The sequence below is a fragment of the Paenibacillus sp. BC26 genome, from assembly GCF_900116125.1.
In the GTDB taxonomy this organism is placed as follows: Bacteria; Bacillota; Bacilli; order Paenibacillales; family Paenibacillaceae; genus Paenibacillus_Z; species Paenibacillus_Z lignilyticus.
This window is the reverse complement of the sequence record NZ_FPAD01000004.1, coordinates 39,191-58,443: the sequence shown is the minus strand read 5'-3', so window position 1 is coordinate 58,443 and position 19,253 is coordinate 39,191. Positions and strand designations below refer to the sequence as shown.

Annotated in this window: 11 protein-coding genes; 10 read left to right on the top strand and 1 reads right to left on the bottom strand. The window is 52.4% G+C overall.

Features of this window, described 5'->3' with window-relative positions; all coding sequences use genetic code 11:
• The first annotated feature begins 74 nt into the window (after positions 1-74).
• The 8 genes from BM412_RS23920 (at position 75) to BM412_RS23885 (ending at position 7,759) form a co-directional block, all read left to right on the top strand.
• The gene (locus BM412_RS23920) at positions 75-923 is read left to right on the top strand and encodes a metallophosphoesterase family protein (protein WP_091224041.1); all 849 of its coding nucleotides are present in this window, start codon (positions 75-77) and stop codon (positions 921-923) included.
• On the top strand, positions 923-1,552 hold the full coding sequence (locus tag BM412_RS23915; RefSeq protein ID WP_091224040.1) for a glycerol-3-phosphate responsive antiterminator: 630 nt from the start codon (positions 923-925) through the stop codon (positions 1,550-1,552). The genes BM412_RS23920 and BM412_RS23915 overlap by 1 nt, the downstream gene beginning before the upstream one ends.
• Before the next feature lie 209 nt (positions 1,553-1,761).
• Positions 1,762-3,123 carry an ABC transporter substrate-binding protein gene (locus tag BM412_RS23910; RefSeq protein ID WP_091224038.1) on the top strand — a complete coding sequence of 454 codons (1,362 nt, stop codon included), beginning with the start codon at positions 1,762-1,764 and terminating at the stop codon, positions 3,121-3,123.
• Between the two features lie 101 nt (positions 3,124-3,224).
• Positions 3,225-4,142 (top strand): HAD family hydrolase, encoded by a 918-nt coding sequence (locus tag BM412_RS23905; protein WP_091224036.1) that lies wholly within the window; start codon positions 3,225-3,227, stop codon positions 4,140-4,142.
• Complete coding sequence (locus BM412_RS23900) at positions 4,096-5,172, top strand: ABC transporter ATP-binding protein (RefSeq protein ID WP_091224034.1); 1,077 nt, start codon at positions 4,096-4,098, stop codon at positions 5,170-5,172. Before BM412_RS23905 ends, BM412_RS23900 begins: the two co-directional genes overlap by 47 nt.
• Before the next feature lies 1 nt (position 5,173).
• On the top strand, positions 5,174-6,046 hold the full coding sequence (locus BM412_RS23895) for a carbohydrate ABC transporter permease (RefSeq protein ID WP_091224033.1): 873 nt from the start codon (positions 5,174-5,176) through the stop codon (positions 6,044-6,046).
• Between the two features lie 111 nt (positions 6,047-6,157).
• Positions 6,158-6,988, top strand: coding sequence for a carbohydrate ABC transporter permease (locus BM412_RS23890; protein ID WP_256256599.1), 831 nt, complete (start codon positions 6,158-6,160; stop codon positions 6,986-6,988).
• Positions 6,989-7,018: 30 nt separating this feature from the next.
• The gene (locus tag BM412_RS23885; protein ID WP_091224031.1) at positions 7,019-7,759 is read left to right on the top strand and encodes a glycerophosphodiester phosphodiesterase; all 741 of its coding nucleotides are present in this window, start codon (positions 7,019-7,021) and stop codon (positions 7,757-7,759) included.
• A 65-nt stretch (positions 7,760-7,824) separates the two neighbouring features.
• Here BM412_RS23885 and BM412_RS23880 read toward each other — a convergent pair whose 3' ends face one another.
• On the bottom strand, positions 7,825-9,189 hold the full coding sequence (locus BM412_RS23880) for a GH1 family beta-glucosidase (RefSeq protein WP_091224029.1): 1,365 nt from the start codon (positions 9,187-9,189) through the stop codon (positions 7,825-7,827).
• 131 nt (positions 9,190-9,320) lie between these two features.
• On the opposite strand from BM412_RS23880, the gene BM412_RS23875 reads away from it, so the two are divergent.
• The gene (locus BM412_RS23875) at positions 9,321-10,718 is read left to right on the top strand and encodes an MFS transporter (RefSeq protein ID WP_091224027.1); all 1,398 of its coding nucleotides are present in this window, start codon (positions 9,321-9,323) and stop codon (positions 10,716-10,718) included.
• A gap of 293 nt (positions 10,719-11,011) precedes the next feature.
• Positions 11,012-18,838 (top strand): immunoglobulin-like domain-containing protein, encoded by a 7,827-nt coding sequence (locus BM412_RS23870; protein ID WP_177246056.1) that lies wholly within the window; start codon positions 11,012-11,014, stop codon positions 18,836-18,838.
• The last annotated feature ends 415 nt before the right edge of the window (positions 18,839-19,253 follow it).

Genomic DNA, 19,253 nt, shown 5'->3' with positions numbered 1-19,253 from the left:
TCGAAAATCAACACTCCCTCTTTACCATAAGGGAGAGCGTTCTAAAATTGGATGATTCCAGGAGGAGAGAACTTATGAAACTACTGCTGATGGGTGACTTGCATTACCACGAAATCGATACGACGATTCCGGGGCTGCCGGAGGCTAGGACGGCTTTCTACCAGACGCTGCTGGAGCAATTTCTGAATACGGATGCGGATTTGCATATATCGCTTGGAGACTTGACGAATTTCGGCTCGGCCGTGGAGCTGCAAGAAGTGTACGATCTGCTGTGGCACGAGAAGCGAAATTTCGTTCATGTGCTGGGCAACCATGATCTGTACTCGCAGACGCGCGAGCAAGTGCTCGAGATCACGGGTCAGGAGCGTTATCACGCCATCGATACGGACACAGCGACGCTGGTCTTTCTGGATACGGCCAGAGAGATGAACACCGCGGATTGGAGCGGCTGGATGGATGAAGAGCAGCTGCAGTGGTTGGAGTACTGTGTGGAGAAGTCCGGTACGAAGCCGCTGCTCGTCTTCGGTCATCATCCTGTTTATCAGACGACGACTAGATCGGAAATGGACAAAGGCTCCATTCATCCCAGCATCGACATGTGGCGTATACTGAATCTGAAACAGGGGACAGGCGTCTATTTCAACGGGCATACGCATGTGAACTCGATCGTGGCGCAGAACAATTGGACGTTCGTGCAGTTGTCCGCAGCTTTGGATCAACCGGGCTTCCGAGTTGTTGATCTCGAAGATGAACAAATCCGGATCTCGACCATAGACGTCATGTTCTTAGAGGAGCATGCAGCGATACTTCACCAACATATCTCGCATTACGGCCACAATCCGAATGCTCGCGGACTAGACACAGACCGTCAGCACAACATTCCCTTAGCCACCGTGACAGCAACGGCGGAGCAGTCTCAATAATGGAGACATCAAGAACGAAGAACGCGGCCTTGAACCATGCTTCTTTTCTGGAGCGCCTAGCCACGAACAGAATGATCGCTTCCATTAAGGACCCCAGGCATATCGAGACCGCCTTGTCCCTAAACCACCAACTAAGCGGAGTATTCCTGTTAACAGGGCACATTGGTGTCATCAAAGGGTATGTGGATGTGTTCAAGGAACACCAGCTCCCTGTCTTCCTGCATCTGGAGAAGATCGGCGGACTTAGTACGGACAACTACGGTCTGGATTACCTGGCCAAGGTCATCAAGCCGACGGGCATTATTTCGACGAAGACCAATGTGGTGAAAACCGCGAAGAAGATGGGGCTGCTCACCATTCAGCGCTTCTTCCTCGTCGACAGCGAGGGCTTGGACAATATCTCGAAGAGTCTCCTGCTGAGCGAACCGGACATTATTGAAGTCATGCCTGCGCGTATCCCGGATATGTTCGACAAGGTGAGGGCGTTCACTTCGCTCCCGATCATCACCGGCGGCCTACTGTACGAGCCGGAGCAGGCAGAGGCGTGTTTGAGACACGGAGCGGCAGCGATCTCGACATCTAAACCGGCATTATGGAAATCCATTGCCTCTACGCCTATCATCCAATAATCGAAAATCCATATAATCTTTGCAATGGGATAACCTGGCGTTAACGAAACCCCTGTATCATTCAGTATGAAAAGTAAATAGCGATCGGTTGGAGTAATGGAGAAACCTTATCCGCTTGAGGGCATTTAGCCTTCGGCAGGATTAAGGTTTCTTTTGTTGCACCCCCGATTATACAAAAATCAAGTAGAGAAAAGGTGGAGGATTGGACGATGGTTAAGAAGCTTACTACTGTGACACTTGCAATGCTGATGACAACAGGTGTGCTGTCGGCGTGCGGAGCGAGCGAAACGAACTCGAACACGGGCAACAACAAGACAACAAACGCAAATGCAACCAACACGACAGCCGGGGCAACGGACACGGCAGCAGAAACACCTGCAGCTGAGAAGATCGTCATCAAATATTGGTATGCGTACGGCGACAAGATCGAAGAAGCGAAGCAGCACATGGTTCAAACCTTCAACGAGTCGCAGGACAAATACGAAGTCATAGCGGAACACCAAGGTACTTACGACGATCTTCACGCTAAAGTACAAGCAGCCTTCGCAGCCGGAGACGCGCCTGCGGTAACCGATCTGGAGATCTCATCCACGGGCGTATTCGCTCACTCCGGCATGCTGGAAGATCTGACGGCTTATGCAGAGAAGGACAAGGATCAGCTGAAGCTGGATGATTTCAACCCGGGTCTGATGGGCAATGCCTACGTGGACGGCAAGCTGTACGGCCTTCCATTCATGCGCAGCACGCCGATTCTATATAAGAACGTTACGATGCTGAAGGACGCCGGACTCGACCCGGCCGGTCCGAAGACATGGGATGAGCTGGAGCAATACTCCAAAGTGCTGAAGGAGAAAGGCAAGCTCGGCATGACCGTGCCTGCGGATATCTGGTTCTATGAAGGTCTCGTTGCTCAGAGCGGCGGCAAAATGCTCAGCGAAGACGGCAAGACGGCAGCGTTCAACTCGCCTGAAGGCGTAGCACCGGTAGAGTTCTGGAAGAAGCTGGTCGGTGAAGGACTGATTAAGATCCCGATGGGCGACGAAGCGGGAGCAACGGCTGACAAAGACTGGTCCAACCAGTTGTCCGCATTCAAATTTGCCTCGACGGCCGGCGTAACGGGAAGTCTGGAGCTGGCCAAGCAAGGCGGCTTCGAGATGGATACGGCATTCATGCCTTCCAATATGAGCTACGGCGTTCCGACAGGCGGCTGTCAGCTGGTTATTACGTCGAAGAGCAGCGATGAGGAGAAGCAAGCGGCTTGGGAATTCCTGAAATGGATGACGTCGAAGGAAAACACGATCTACCAGCACAAGCATGTCGGTTACTTGCCGACTCGTATGTCTGCGGTAGAGAGCGATGAGCTGAAGCAGCATTTTATCGAGTTCCCGCAATTCAAAGTAGCCGTAGACCAACTGCAATTCGCTAGACCGCGCCCAATGGAGAACGCGTATCCGGAAGTGGCGAAGATCATCAGAGAAGCGATCGAGAAAGCCATTCTCGATCCGAAGGTAACGCCGCAGGAAGCGATGGATCAAGCGGCGGAGAAAGCCAATAAGCTGCTCGGCAAATAATCTTGCACCCGTCACCTCATAGCTAGTCCAAACCAAGGAGGAGCCTTGCGCTCGCAAGCGTCCCCTCCTTGTCATCCTAAGAGCAGGGGAGCAATGCGCCGATGCAAAGCGAGAAGTGGTTGTCTGCGATTAAAGTGGTTATTTTCGATATGGACGGGACGCTCTACCAAGAAGACACTTACCTGGATCGGTATATCCGTTACCTGCTGGAAGGAACGGCGCATGAAGGAGAAACCGAGGCGGCGATTCGCTTAGGGAGAGCTATTCGGGCAGGCGAGCATGAGATTCAATTTGGACATTTTTATCATAGGCTGGATGATTTGTGGTTGGTTCGAGATGGCGCGTTCTTCATTCAGGGTCATACCTGGGAGGGAACGAAAGTCGTCGATGAGCAAGCGCATGGCTACGGAACGGTGTCTGCCCAAGCGCCGCATTTGATTCCGATCGGCGACCCCTGGGGAATTGCTACGGCTCTCAACCACAGATATAAGCTTCCGGAGCACAATTTGAAAGCCGCGTTCGATCGGGTCCGCAAGGAGATGGTCGAAGCAGCTTCCTATCCGTTCATTTGCCACACCGACTTGTTCCGAGCCATCGAAGAGCTAACGGCTGTGGAGAAAAAAGTACTCATGACCAACACCCATCACGAATCCGGCATTGAGTTCACGAGCTACATGGGAATCCGTTCTATGTTCGACGATGTCGTATACGACGCCAATAAGCCTGTCGGCCTTCATTCCTACGTCGAGGCGCTGCTTGAGCAGGGCTATCAGGCGCATGAAATGTTATCGATCGGGGATAACCCGTGGAACGATCTGCATCCGGTGAAGCAGCTTGGCGGCAGAACTTGTTATATCTCTCCTTATCCGAGCAGCGACCCAGAGGTATGGGATTTGCGGCTTCATCGGTTGGAGGAGCTGGAGCAGCTTATGCGTACGATTCAAGAATCCATCACAAGGAGGAACATGGCGGATGGCGAAGATCGAGCTGAAGCACATAGGCAAGAAATTCAAGGATGAGACCGTTATTGAAAATTTGAACCTGACCATCAAGGATGGATCGTTCACCGTTCTGGTCGGGCCTTCGGGCTGTGGCAAATCCACGACGCTGCGCATGGTAGCGGGGCTTGAGAAGCTGACGAGCGGCGAGATCTGGATTGACGATAAATGCGTGAACGATACGCCGCCGGGGCTGCGGGATGTGGCGATGGTTTTTCAGAATTATGCGCTGTATCCAACGATGACTGTACGCGGCAATATCGAATTTGGCCTTAAGAATAGAGGCATTGCCAAAGGCGAGCGCGAGAAGCTGATCACGGACATTTCCGAGATTGTCGGCTTAGCCCCGCATCTGAACAAGAAACCCCAGAACTTGTCCGGCGGTCAACGCCAACGGGTGGCGCTTGCCCGGGCAATGGTGAAGCAGCCGAAGGTGTTCATCCTCGATGAGCCCTTGTCCAATCTGGACGCGAAGCTGCGCAACCAGATGAGAACCGAGCTGATTCAGCTGCACAAGCGTCTTGGCACGACGTTCGTCTACGTTACGCATGATCAGGTTGAAGCGATGTCGATGGGCGATGAGATCGTCGTCATGAACAAAGGGGTTATTCAGCAGGCGGATACGCCGATGAATCTCTATCACGACCCGGCTAATCAATTCACCGCGGAGTTTATCGGAACACCGGCTATGAACATGATGGATGTACGGGATTTTCAAGAGCTGGAGATTCAATCCTCTGCAACAATAGGCCGTGTTGGCTTCCGCCCGGAGCAGGCGCTGATTGGCGCGAGCGATGCGGTTGAAGGCTACGACCTTATCGGCGAGATTCTAACCCGCGAGAGTCTTGGAGCGGAAAATATTTATCAGATCCAATCGCGAAGCGGCATCTTCTTCGTCAAAACCTTCCTTGCGCCGCTCGAGACGGCCGCGCACGTGAAGGTCACGATTCCGTACGAGCAGCTCTATTATTTCGGGCTGAACGGAGAGAGACTGCGCGGCGTGGAGGCCAGAGCAAGCGCGAAACATTTGGCGACGGCTGGAGGAAGATAACATGACCGTATGGGAAAGACTGCGTCCGTATAGCATGGTCGCTCCGGCGATTATCGTGTTTTCCTTGTTCTTCATCTATCCGATCTTCTACATGATCTACTTGAGCATGTTCGATTGGAATTTTGTCAGCCCGACCAAGACCTTCGTTGGTCTTCAGAACTTCAAAGACCTGCTGGCAGAGTCGGATTTCCGCCAGGTGCTGACGAACACGACGATCTATACGCTGCTCACGGTAACGCTGACGACCGGAATTGCGCTGCTGCTCGCACTGTGGCTGAATCGAAAAAGCTTCTTCCACGGCTTCGTCCAAGGCGCGATCTTCAGTCCGCATATTATTTCGCTCGTGTCGATATCGCTGCTGTGGAGCTGGCTGATGGACCCCGAGTACGGACTGCTCAACTGGGTGATCGGGCTGGTGGGATTCGGCAAGCTAGCGTGGTTGTCCCATCCGAGCACATCGCTCGTTTCACTGGTCATCGTAGCCGTATGGAAGGGACTTGGCTACAACGCGCTGGTGTTCATCGCGGGGCTGCAGAGCATCCCGCCGGATATCTATGAAGCGGCCTCGCTGGATCGCTCCAAACCGTGGACGACCTTCAGAAAGCTGATTCTGCCCATGCTGTCGCCATCGATATTCTTCTTGGTGATCATCAACATGATCGGTTCGTTCCAGGTGTTCGAGACCATCGCCATCATGACGCAAGGCGGCCCGATCAACTCCACCAATACGCTGGTCTATTACATCTACGAGAACGGATTCCGGTTCTTCAAGATCGGCTATGCATCCGCGGCGGGCGTTATCTTGCTGATCATCATCGGGATTCTTACGATTATCTATTTCAAACTGCTGTCGAAGCGCGTTCATTACCGTTAAGAAGAGGTGAAGCTCTTGAAAGCCGTAGACAATACGATCAGCGGCGGCCCCGCTATCGGGACTGCTGCCGCAAGCAGCCGGTTGCGTCCTACCCGTACCCGCGAAGCAACGATCAGACGAGCGATATCCGCTGTTCTGCGTGGACTGAATACGATTGCCTTGCTGGCGCTGGTGCTGATTTTTGCCATGCCGTTCATCTGGATGCTCTCCACGTCGCTGAAGACGCTGTCCGAAACGATGGTATTCCCGCCGCAGTGGATTCCGCTAGATCCGGTCTGGAAGAATTACTCGGATGCCTGGAATACGGGACCGTTCCTCAATTATTTCATGAACAGCGTCATCATCGCGGTCGGCATTCTGATTCTGCAGATGTTGACGATTGTTCCGGCGGCGTATGCTTTTGCCAGATACAAGTTTGTCGGTTCGGGCTTCCTGTTCGGGATCGTCATGGTAACGCTGATGATTCCGGCCCAGCTGATCTTCCTGCCCGTATACCTGGAGCTGAGCGCATTCAAGCTGCTCAATACGCATCTTGGTCTGATCCTGCCTTTCGCGTCCAGCGCCTTCGGCATCTTCCTGCTGCGGCAGGCGTTCATGCAAATTTCGGATGAGCTGATCGAAGCGGCAAGATTGGATCAGGCGGCCGAATGGAAGGTCATCGTGCAGATTATGGTACCGCTCGTGAAGCCGGTACTGGTGACATTCGCCCTGTTCAGCTTCATCGCGCATTGGAACGACTATTTCTGGCCGCTTGTCATGACCACCAACGAAACAGCCAGAACGCTGCCGCTCGGTATCGCTAAGATCCGTGAAGTGGAAGGCGTCGCGACTTGGAATATTCTGATGGCCGGTAACGTGATTCTAGTCGTGCCGATCCTCATCGTATTCTTCTTGTCGCAGCGGCAGATCATTAAGGCTTTCGTGTATAACGGCGTCAAATAAACCAGGCATGATGGGAAGGATGAAGAGACGATGATAAGAATTGTGGCACACCGCGGATGTTCGGGAGAGGCACCGGAGAACACGATGGCGGCATTCGAGCTCGCCCTGAGCGAGCCGGCGATTCCGATGATTGAGCTTGACGTGCATTTGTCGAGGGACGGTGTCCCCGTTGTCATACACGACCATACGCTGGACCGGACTACAAACGGAACCGGACCGGTAAAAGCTTACACGCTGGAAGAGCTGCGGCAGTTGGATGCGGGGAGTAAGTTTGATGCTGCTTTTGCGGGACAGCGGATTCCGACGCTTGAGGAGGTGCTGCTGCTTGCCAAAGGCTGCTGCAAACTGCACGTCGAGCTGAAGATGCTGGCCAATGAATATGAGGGCATCGAGGAGCGGGTCATCTCGCTCATTCAGCGGCACGGGATGCAGGAGGAAGTCGTGCTCTCCTCCTTCAATCATGATTCCATGAAGCGGGCACATGAGATCGACCCGTCGATCGCGACGGCTTTGATCTATCTTGGCAAGCCGACGCTGCTTGAGGAGCAGCTTCGTTATACGGGCGCAACGGGCTTGTCCGTGCATTACGGGTTCGTTACGCAAGAGCTCGTGGACGAGATGGCGGCGCTCGGAATGGATCTGGGCGTCTGGACGGTAGATGATTCGGAGGTTCTGGCGCGGATTATCGAGGCGTATCCGAATATCCGGATTACGACGAATTATCCGCATCGCGTGCTGCAGATTGTGCGTGGAGAAGGCGTACAGGCATAGTAACTTTAAGGACATAAGAAATGACACGGAATCGTTTATACTTCCGTGTCTTTTTTGTTTTGCTGCTAACGTCGCCTGCTCTCCTGATTCGCGATCAGATCCCGAAGCCAATAACCGCTGTCGCGGATGGTTCGCTGCTGCGTCTTGTGATCGACCTTAATGATGCCCATGGGGCAGGATAAGCCGGAACTCCACTCGAAGTTGTCTAATGTCGTCCAGTGAAAATAACCCCGGATATCGGAACCTTCGTCGATCGCTTCTTTCAATGCCCCCAGATAATGGGACATATATTTGATGCGGTAGGTGTCGTCCGTTCGCTGCGATTCCTCCAGGTTATGGCCCGGTTCCGTCGTCCCGTTCTCGGTAATGTAGATCACGGGATTGCCATACTCCTCCCGGTATCGCCGCGTGAGCTCCTTCAACCCATCGGGAAACGCATGGGCGCCGAGCACGGGATGCCCATACCGCTCGTCGGATGGATTTCGGTCAACCCAGGTCTTCAAGAAGGGGATATACCACTTTCTCGTGGCATACATGCGCGTGTAATAATTGACGCCGAGAAAATCAACAGGCTGACGGATTGTTTCCATATCTCCCGGTGCAATCTTAGGCACGATCGGCCACAGCCGCGAGAACAGCTTCTCAGGGTACTTGCCTTTAAACACGCCGTCCAGGTAGAACCGATTTACGAACATATCCGCCATTTCGACCGAGTCTAATTCCTTCTCGTTCGGATGGAAGCTCGCCGGGTAGACCGGAAATTGACTCAGCGTGATCCCGATGTTCAGATCGCTTCGTTCGCTCCGCAGTGCCTGCACCGCCAGGCCATGACCCAGAAGCTGGTGATGGGCGACCTTGAAGTACGTCCACGGATTCTTAATGCCCGGTGCGTGCTCGCCGAGGAAGTGCCCGAACATCGCATGCTCCCAGGGTTCGTTAAGCGTAATCCAGTCTTTGACTCGGTCGCCGAGTCTTTCGACGACAACCTTCGCATACTCCGCAAAATACTGGGCGGTCTCCCTGCCGGCAAACCCTTTATATTGCTGGAACAGCGCATAAGGCGTGTCCCAGTGGAAGAGCGTGACGAAAGGCCGGATTCCCTTCTCAAGCAAAGCGTTCACTAATCGATCGTAATAATCCAATCCCTTCTGATTGACGGCTCCCTTTCCTTCAGGTAGAACGCGTGACCAGCTGACGGAGAACCGGTACGCATCCATGTTCAAGCTGCTCATCAAGTCGATATCCGTCTGAAAATCATGATACGTATCGCAAGTCACATCTCCGTTGCTGCCGTCGCGAATCTTCCCTTTGGTATGGGAAAATACATCCCATATCGACAACCCCTTGCCATCCTCATTCCAGCCGCCTTCAATCTGATACGCAGCCGTGGAAGTCCCGATTATAAAATCCTTTTTGAATGGAGTAAACATCGTCGCACCGCTTCTCTATTAGGATTGGTAGCTTATTATAGCACTTGCGAGAAAACGCTTTCAATATATGGTTTTCGACTATATAATACTGTCTAGCAAAGCTTGTTTGAGATCAATATAGGAGGCATTCCATGAGTGCAATCGACAGCAATATCTCACGCAGGCTGACGGGATGGCAGAAGTTCATGATCTCCTTCCCCACGATGCCGGGCAATTTAAGCAACGTCCTGATTCACAACGCGTTTCTGAAATACTATACGGACATTGTCGGTTTGAATCCGAAGTATATCGGGATTCTGTATGCGATCTTCGGGATATGGAACGCGATCAATGACCCGGCAATAGGCGTGTGGCTGGATCGATTGAAGTACAATCCTCAAAGAGGCAAATATGTCTATGTAATGCGGCTAAGCGCGCCTGTTACGCTGGTCGCGTCCTTTGCGATGATTTTCGCTCAGCCCTCATGGGATCAGTGGGTTATTTTCGCCTTTATGCTAATCTTGATTTTCATATACGATACGTCCATGACTACCTTCAGTATTGCGCACGCCAACTATAAGCTGCTTGCTGCCAAGACGAGCGAGGAGCGAGTGGATGTGTCCGTATTCACCAGCTATATCGCGAACATCGGGGGCTTTCTGGGTACGGTGATTCCGACGCTGCTTCTGGTTGGCAATAGCGAAAAGACCTTGACGACCATTCTGTTCTGCGCTGTTCTGGCCCTAAATTCCATTCTCTATTTGGTCGCGCTCAAGCCGTTGAAGGATGCGGAGGAGATGTATGTAAAGGAGAATGTCCAGATCGCAGGACGAAAAGGTATCTTCGGCGATGTCTTCGACAATGTGAGAGAGGCTGTGAAATCGCGAGCGTTCGTCACCTTCGTTCTCGTCCAAATCCTCGTCGGCGGCCCAAGCGCCTTCTACTTTACTCCCTTTCTATACATGTCGGATTACGTGCTGGAACTCAAGGGCATACAGGCGACTCTTATGGATGTGCTGATGGGACTTTCCTTGTTTGCGGCGGCGCCGTTTCTGGGCAAGTTTATCAAGAAGCGTGGGATGAAAAATGCCATGCTATTGGCGTTAATTCCGAGTGCGTGCGGGTTTCTGCTGCTGGCGTTTGTCCAGAATTACTATCAAGCCATTGCGGCCTATATCCTCATGTATGTGTTCACCCAAGCCGTTAGCATTGCGATGAGCCCCATGCTCGGTGCGATTATCGACGAGGACGAGCAGCGCACCGGCTTGCGAAAAGCAGGCATGTACACCGGATTGGACGCGCTCCTGACGATCCCGATGTCCGGCATCCAAGCGTCGCTCTTCATGGGCATCATCAGCTATTTCGGTTTTCAGGCAGGCTCTGACGTGCAGAGCGCCAATGCTCTGCTGGGGATCAAGATCGGTGCGGGCGTGCTGCCGTGCGCGTGCATCCTTCTGGGCATCATCCCGCTGTTGTTGTGCCCTATAAACAAGAAGAAGGAACTGGAGCTATCGGAGTTTTCGAAGAATCGGCAAATGGAGCTTTCGTAGACAAAACCTCCCCGTTTGGGGAGGTTTTTATTTGCGCAGCTAGGTTCGTAGAAAGTTTGTTTCTATTCGACAAAATAGGACTAGTAAGGTAGTGATATAAGCTATAATAGGGAAGCAGTTGCACTGGCGTGAAGCGAGCGTGTCTCTTGGTCTGCGTTTATAGGCATGCTTGATATAGTAGGCAAAATGGAAGGTTGTGATAGGGAGTCGGTTATACAAGGGTGGAAACAAGGATTTAAAGAATCGCGATGATCAGGGATCGGTTCAAATTAATCGTTAATAGGGGTGTCATAGTGAGAGGGAAAGTATCCAAATTCGTCATCATGTTCATCTGTTTTATGCTGGTTTTTGGCGTGTTTTTTCAGCAAAAAAGTTTCGTGTCGGCCGCTTCCTCCGGTGCTCTAACGAGCGCCATTCCGAACGAGCCCATAACCGGTGCTGCATACGGGAATGGCGTCTATGTTGCGGCAGGCTATTACGGCAAAATCCTAACGTCTGCGAACGGGCTTGATTGGCAAATCGCCGCAGATAAAACGAGGCTGGACGTCACCTATACAGGTGTAACTTTCGGAGATAACGTCTTCGTCGCAGTCGGCTACGACGGCACGATCATGACGTCGCCGGACGGCGCGGTATGGACGCAGCGAGACTCTACCGTCACTGGGACGATTGCGAGAGTCGCTTACGTCAGTGGAATCAATAAATTCTTTGCCGTAACTAAAGCGGGTGTATTGCTCACGTCGACTAATGGCGTTACATGGACATCGGCTTCTGTGGGGACGAGCAAGGATCTTACTTCCATTGCAGCTAGCGGATCTACCATCGTCATCGGCGATTCCGGCGGTTATGTACATACTTCGACGAATGGAACCAGCTGGACGCACAAGAAACTGGATAATTCATTCTTTATCAATTCCGTTCTCGGTCTTAATGGCCGTTTCTACGCCAACGATGCGTTGGGGACGACGCATACTTCTACAGATGGGATAAACTGGGCATCCGCCGTCATAGCTGGTCAAGTATTCGGCGGCCTCTATGATGGCAGCAAGTATTATTTGTTCGGCTATGACGGGACATCGTATGGAGCGGTGTTTACTTCTGACAAAGCAAACGGCGTGAGCTTCTCTAAACAAGGGATTCAAACCACTACAATGACCGCGCAAAATGGCTTCTATGCGAACGGGGTCTACATGCAGCTCGGCAACGACGGCATCGTCGTGTCGACCGACGGGACCGCTTGGAATTACGCCTACGGCGGCGTGGTGTCCAGCGTTCTCTACAACGGTACGGAATACATAGCCGTCGGCAAACATGGCAACGACGGGTTTATTAAAACGTCTGCGGATTTTGTGAATTGGACGCCTGTCACGTTGCCGCAACGTGTTCCTGCCTTGACTTCGATTGCCACCGGGCTGGGTAAATATGTTGTGGTGAGCGACTCCCCGGGAACGGTGCTAACATCAACTAACGGTACCGCTTGGAACGTAAACGCTCCTGCAGTTTCGGAATACGGTTTAACGGCGGTCGCTTTTGCAAACGCCGTATTCGTGGCGGTCGACGAGATTGGATCCATTTATAAACTGGCAAACGGCAGTACAAGCTGGACGCTGGAGAGGAGCGATTCCGTCGACTATAATGCGCTAAGGTTCGTTGCCTTCGATGGCAGTGGATTTTATGCTGCCGGCGATTCTGGAGTCCTTCTTCAATCCGATTATACAGGAAGCAATTGGCAAAACGTTCAAGCAGCTCCGATCGTCTTTACTTTTGATAAGAAGAGCTCCAATCAAACGGACGTTCCGATCACGTTTACCGGCACCTTTAGAAATATCAGCGTCAGCAATTATAGCAGCGCACTGGTAGAAGGAACCGATTATAGCGTATCAGGAACTACGGTGACGGTTAAAAAGTCATTTTTGGCCAAACTGCCTCTAGGTTGGCAGACAATCGCCTTGCACGTAAGCAACGGACCATTCAAGAGAGCAGCCGTCAACGTGGTTAACACGGCGTCTTCGCTGGCACAGGTTTCGGGTGTACAGCTTAATCCGAATGGCAATGCATCGTGGGGCAGTGTGGCTGGGGCAGTTAGCTATGAAGCGCAACTGTACCGTAACGGATCTGTCTGGGGCAGCGCAGTCTCCGTGGCCGCTGGTAGCACAAGCACGAATTTCTTAGCCGCCATGCTTGCTGCGGGAGCGGGTAATTATACGGTCAAAGTGAAAGCGATCGGGGATACCGTAAATGTTAAGGATGGTGCCCAATCGGCGGCATCTGGCGCTGTGACTATTTATAAGGCACCGGCAGAGGATGGAACGGCTAATAAAGAAGGAACAACGCAGAGAGCGGACTTTACGATCATCGTAACGGCTCAAAACGGGACAAAGGCCACAGCGAAAGTTGGCGGCGTTAACGTTTTGCAAACGGGTTCCGAAGTTCCGGTAAGCAGCGGGAAAGCGACGCTTCCGATTAAGATCGATAGTTTGTCGGAGGGTGAAAACGCAATTGTAATTGTTTTACAGGATCCTTCAGGCAACATCAATTCCCAAGAATTATCGGTTAAGGTAACGAAGGATACAACGGCACCAATAACCGCAACAGAAGATGGCACGGCTGATAAAGCAGGGACTACGCAGACCGCTAATTTCAACATCGTCGTGAATGCGGAGACAGGAGCCGCAGTGACGGCGAAAGTTGGCGGCACGAACGTTCTACAGACGGGAGTGAGCGTCTTGGCTGCGGGCGGTAAAGCGACGCTTCCGATTGATCTCACGAAGCTAACAGAGGGAGCCAACAACATTGCGATTGTTGTTACGGATCCTGTGGGGAATGTTTCCGATGCGCTGACTGTCAGCGTAACGAAAGATACCATCAGCGCAGCGAATGCGGCACTGGCAATCACCTACGGGAGCGGTGATTCCGCTGCAAGCGTAACGCAGTCGGTAACGTTGCCGACAACGGGAATGAATGGAACGACCGTTTCATGGTCTTCCAGCGTACCGGCAACTATTGGCGCGACAGGCGTGGTAACGCGTCCAGCATACGGTTCGGGCAATGCAGCGGTGACTTTAACCGCTACGATCAGCGTAAGCGGAATAAGCCAGACGAAAACGTTCGAGCTGACCGTACTGGAGCAAGCGCCAACGGATGCGCAAGCGGTAGACGCAGCCAAGACGGTTTTGGATGTTGGGTACGGTGGCGGTGATACTGCTGCAAGTGTAACGCAATCGGTAACGCTGCCTAATTCAGGGCTGCTTGGAACTACAGTTACATGGTCTTCCGATCATGCAGCCGTTATCGGAGCAACAGGTGCGGTGACGCGTCCGATATATGGAGCGGGCGATGCAACGGTAACGCTGACTGCGACGATCACCAGAGGCGCAGTCACCCAGACAAAAACATTCATATTGACCGTGCAAAAGCTAGCTCAGACAGATGTAGAAGCGGTAAGCGAGGCTAAGTCGGCGTTAGAAGTTGGTTACGGTGGCACGGATACGTCTGCAAGCGTAACGGAGGCAGTGACGTTGTCGCCAACGGGGCTGAGCGGAACGACAGTAACATGGTCATCCGATGATGTAGCAGTCAATGCAACGACTGGAGCGGTTACGCGTCCAGCGTATGGAGCGGGCGATGCGACGGTGACGTTGACCGCGACGATCACGAAGAATGCAGCGAGCGAGACCAAGACGTTCACGCTTACCGTGTTGGAGCTTGCACAGACGGATGAGCAAGCGGTAGACGCGGCTAAGTCGGCGCTGGAAGTTGGTTACAGTGGCGGTGACACAGCTGCAAGCGTGACGCAAGCCGTAACGCTGCCAGGTACAGCGCAGAACGGAGTGACAGTAACATGGTCGTCCGATGATACGGCAATTCATGCAGCGACAGGTGCTGTAACGCGTCCGGCATACGCATCGGGCGATGCGACGGTAACGTTGACTGCGACGATCAAGAAAAATGCAGTAAGTGAGACGAAGACGTTTACACTGACTGTAACGAAGCTGGCACAGACAGATGCAGAAGCAGTAAGCGCGGATAAGTTGGCATTAGAAGTTGGTTACGGTAATGGTGATACAGCTACTGGCGTTACGCAAGCAGTAACATTGCCGGCAACAGGGCTAAACGGAACGACAGTTACATGGTCGTCCGATGATGCAGCAATTCATGCAACAACAGGAGCGGTAACGCGTCCGGAATATGGATCGGGCGATTTGACGGTAACGTTGACTGCGACGATCAAGAAAAATGCAGCAAGCGAGACGAAGACGTTCACGCTGACCGTGTTGGAGTTGGCACAGACAGATGCGCAAGCGGTAGACGCGGCTAAGTCGGCGCTGGAAGTTGGTTATAGTGTCGGTGACACAGCTGCAAGTGTGACGCAAGCAGTTACATTGCCAGGAACAGGGCTAAACGGAGTGACGGTAACATGGTCGTCCGATGATGCAGCAGTTCATGCAACAACTGGTGCAGTAACGCGTCCGGCGTACGGAGCAGGCGATGCAACCGTAACGTTGACTGCGACGATCAAGAAAAATGCAGCAGTTGAGACGAAGATGTTTACGCTGACTGTAACGAAGCTGGCGCAGACAGATGCAGAGGCAGTAAGCGCAGATAAGTTGACATTAGAAGTTGGTTACGGTGGTGGTGATACAGCTACTAACGTAACGCAAGCAGTAACATTGCCGGCAACAGGGCTAAACGGAACGACAGTTACATGGTCGTCCAATGATGTAGCAATTCATGCAACAACAGGAGCGGTAACGCGTCCGGCATACGGCTTAGGCGATGCAAACGTAACGTTGACTGCGACAATCAAGAAGAATGCAGCAGTTGAGACGAAGACGTTTACGCTGACTGTAACGAAGCTGGCACAGACAGATGCAGAAGCAGTAAGCGCGGATAAGTTGACATTAGAAGTTGGTTACGGTGGAACTGATTCCGTTACAAGCGTAACGCAAGCAGTAACATTGCCAGCGACAGGGCTAAACGGAACGACAGTAACGTGGTCGTCCGATGATACAGCGATAGATGCAGTGACAGGAGCAGTAACACGTCCGGCGTACGGAGCGGGCGACACAACCGTAACGTTGACTGCTACGATCAAGAAGAATGCAGTAATTGAGACGAAGACGTTTACTATGACTGTAACGAAGCTGGCGCAGACAGATGCAGAGGCAGTAAGCGCAGATAAGTTGGCATTAGAAGTTGGTTACGGTGGAACTGATTCCGATACAAGCGTAACGCAAGCAGTAACGCTGCCGGCAACTGGACTGAACGGAACGATAGTAACCTGGTTGTCCGATAACGCAGCAATTGATGCAGTAACAGGTGCAGTAACTCGTCCAGCGTACGGATTGGGCGATGCAACGGTTACGCTGACTGCAACAATCAAGAAGAATGCGGCAATCGAGACCAAGACGTTTACACTTACCGTGTTGGAGCTAGCACAAACAGATGCGCAAGCAGTAAGCGCAGCGAAATCCTTGCTAGCCATCACTTACGGTGGTAGTGAATCCGCTACAAGCGTAACGCAAGCAGTAACGCTGCCAGCAATTGGACTGAACGGAGTGACAGTAACATGGTCGTCCGACAACGCGGCAATTGATGCAGCAGCAGGTGCTGTAACGCGTCCGGCGTACGGAGCAGGCGATGCAACCGTAACGTTGACTGCGACGATCAAGAAGAATGCAGCAATTGAGACCAAGACGTTCACGTTGACTGTACCGCAGCTGGCACAAACGGATGCTCAAGCAGTAAGCGCAGCGAAGTCTGCATTGGCAATCACATACGGCGGCAGCGATACAGCTACAAGTGTAACGCAAGCATTAACTTTGCCAGCAACAGGATTAAACGGAGTGACCGTAACATGGTCGTCCGACAACACAGCAATCGATGCAGCAACAGGCGCTGTAACGCGTCCAGCATACGGAGCAGGCGATGTAACAGTAACGCTGACAGCGACGATCAAGAAGAATGCAGCGAGCGAGACGAAGACATTCACGTTGACCGTACCGCAGCTGGCACAAACAGATGCGCAAGCAGTAACCGCAGCGAAATCCGTACTGGCAATCACTTACGGTGGTAGCGATACAGCTGCCAGCGTAACGCAAGCAGTGACATTGCCAACTACAGGGCTAAACGGAGTAACAGTAACATGGACGTCCGATGATGTAACCATAAACGCAACGACAGGTGCGGTAACGCGTCCGGCATTCGGAGCAGGTAATGCGACAGTAACGCTGACTGCAACGATTACCAAAGGTGCAGCAAGCGAGACGAAGACATTCACGCTTGCAGTAATCGAGCTTGATGAAGTAATACCGCCAGACGTAACGCCACCGGCAGCGCCGGCAGTGAACGCAGTGGACAGCGATGATCTTGTCATCACAGGTACTGCGGAAGCGGGTTCGACCATAACGGTAAAAGCAGGCGGAACGACGGTGGGATCGGCAGTAGCAATCGGAGGCACATTCTCCATTACGCTAACAGCTGCACTACCAGCAGCTACGGAGCTTGAAGTAACGGCAACGGATGCAGCAAGCAATGTAAGCCCGGCAACGCTCATTACAGTAACAGAGGCAACGGTTGTCACGCCTCCGGACGTAACGCCACCGGCAGCACCGACAGTGAACGCAGTGGACAGCGATGACCTCGTCATCACAGGTACAGCGGAAGCGGGTTCGACCGTAACAGTAAAAGCAGGCGGAACGACGTTGGGATCGGCAGTAGCAACCGGAGGCACATTCTCTATTACGCTAACAGCTGCACTACCAACAGCTACGGAGCTTGAAGTAACGGCAACGGATGCAGCGAGCAATGTAAGCTCGGCAACGCTTATTACGGTAACAGAGGCAACAGTTGTCACGCCTCCGGACGTAACGCCGCCGGCAGCACCGGCAGTGAACGCAGTGGACAGCGATGACCTCGTCATCACAGGTACAGCGGAAGCGGGTTCGACCGTAACGGTAAAAGCAGGCGGAACGACGTTGGGATCGGCAGTAGCAACCGGAGGCACATTCTCCATTACGCTGACAGCTGCTCTACCGGCAGCTACACAGCTTGAAGTAACGGCAACGGACGCAGCGAGTAACGTGAGCACAGCTACATTAATCACGGTAACAGCGGCATCCACCGGTACACCGACAACACCATCAACACCAAGCGACACAACAGTGACCTCGACGGACGGTACGCTGACGCTTCCGGCAGGTCAATCCGGCAAGGTTAGCTTTGAAGATGCGGTGACAATCTCTATTCCGGCTGGTTCTACAACTAAAGATCTGAAACTAACGATAGACAAAGTGTTGAACACTCAACATCTGGTTTCGGATGAAGATGTTCTAGCCAGTCCGGTCTTCGAGATTCTGAAAAACTTCTCGGAGAACTTCAGCAAATCCATTACGTTGACGTTTGCTTTTGATCCTACTAAATTGAGTGGTGATCAGAAGGTGGCGGTCTACTATTACGATGAAGTGAAGAAGGAATGGGTGAAGGTCGGCGGGGTTCAAATCAACCAAAACCATATCTCCGTAGAGGTCAATCACTTTACGAAATATGCAGTATTCGTTGAAGGAAAGAGTTCTCCTGAAACGGAACCGACGATTCACTTCAGCGACATCGCCGGACACTGGGCAGAAGCAAACATCAAGAAAGCGGTAAGCAGCGGAATCGTTAAGGGATACCAGGACGGTACATTTAAGCCTGGCAAAACCGTCACGCGCGCCGAATTTGCGGTTATGCTGATGAATGTGCTGAAGCCGCAAGGAGAAGGAGCACAACTGACCTTTATGGATACAGCGAAGATCGGAACGTGGGCGCAGAAAGCAGTCGCTCAGGCGGTGCAAGCGGGTATTATTACAGGTTATGCGGACGGCAGCTTCGGTCCGAATGAAGAGATAACGAGAGCGGAAATGGCGGCAATGATCGCAAAAGCGACAGGGACGCCAGTCAAAGAGGTTGCCGCAACCGATTTCGCCGACGACAAGGATATTCCGGCGTGGGCGAAAGCCGGCGTTGCGTTTGTGAAACAAGCAGGCATTGTGCAAGGCAAAGGCGATAACCAATTTGCCCCTCGCGACCATGCAACAAGAGCAGAAGCTGTAACGGTTCTGCTCAACTTGCTGGCATAGATGAGCAAGTAAGCAGTTGATTAAATAACGAACAGAGGGGCGAGCCTGCATAGGCTCGCCTCTCTGTCTATTTTATACGTCCCCATCCTGCAGGAGCGTGTTCACCCGCCTCGGCACGCGTATAACCTAAAGTATCTATCAGCGCCAGCCATGACATCAGCTGAGGCTTAGAAATGTTGCATAATGTGCAACAATATCTCCAGTTTGCGCTCGTGAAGTTGGATATGTTGCCCATTATGCAACATTTTGGCTCCAAATAGGCTTCATATGCTGAACTGCTCAGAAAATGCTGCCTTTTACGCAACAAATGTGGATTTTACGCCTTTGGAATGCCAAAATGTTGCCTTTTGTGCAACAATCCCGGATTTTCCAAAAGCCGAGGTGATCTGTTCGATGATCAAACAGCACAAACCCC

Excerpts from the sequence above, each read along its gene's own strand:
- BM412_RS23920 (WP_091224041.1), top strand. The coding sequence starts at position 75 with ATGAAACTACTGCTGATGGGTGACTTGCATTACCACGAAATCGATACG.
- BM412_RS23915 (WP_091224040.1), top strand. The coding sequence starts at position 923 with ATGGAGACATCAAGAACGAAGAACGCGGCCTTGAACCATGCTTCTTTT.
- BM412_RS23910 (WP_091224038.1), top strand. The coding sequence starts at position 1,762 with ATGGTTAAGAAGCTTACTACTGTGACACTTGCAATGCTGATGACAACA.
- BM412_RS23905 (WP_091224036.1), top strand. The coding sequence starts at position 3,225 with ATGCAAAGCGAGAAGTGGTTGTCTGCGATTAAAGTGGTTATTTTCGAT.
- BM412_RS23900 (WP_091224034.1), top strand. The coding sequence starts at position 4,096 with ATGGCGAAGATCGAGCTGAAGCACATAGGCAAGAAATTCAAGGATGAG.
- BM412_RS23895 (WP_091224033.1), top strand. The coding sequence starts at position 5,174 with ATGACCGTATGGGAAAGACTGCGTCCGTATAGCATGGTCGCTCCGGCG.
- BM412_RS23885 (WP_091224031.1), top strand. The coding sequence starts at position 7,019 with ATGATAAGAATTGTGGCACACCGCGGATGTTCGGGAGAGGCACCGGAG.
- BM412_RS23880 (WP_091224029.1), bottom strand. The coding sequence starts at position 9,189 with ATGTTTACTCCATTCAAAAAGGATTTTATAATCGGGACTTCCACGGCT.
- BM412_RS23875 (WP_091224027.1), top strand. The coding sequence starts at position 9,321 with ATGAGTGCAATCGACAGCAATATCTCACGCAGGCTGACGGGATGGCAG.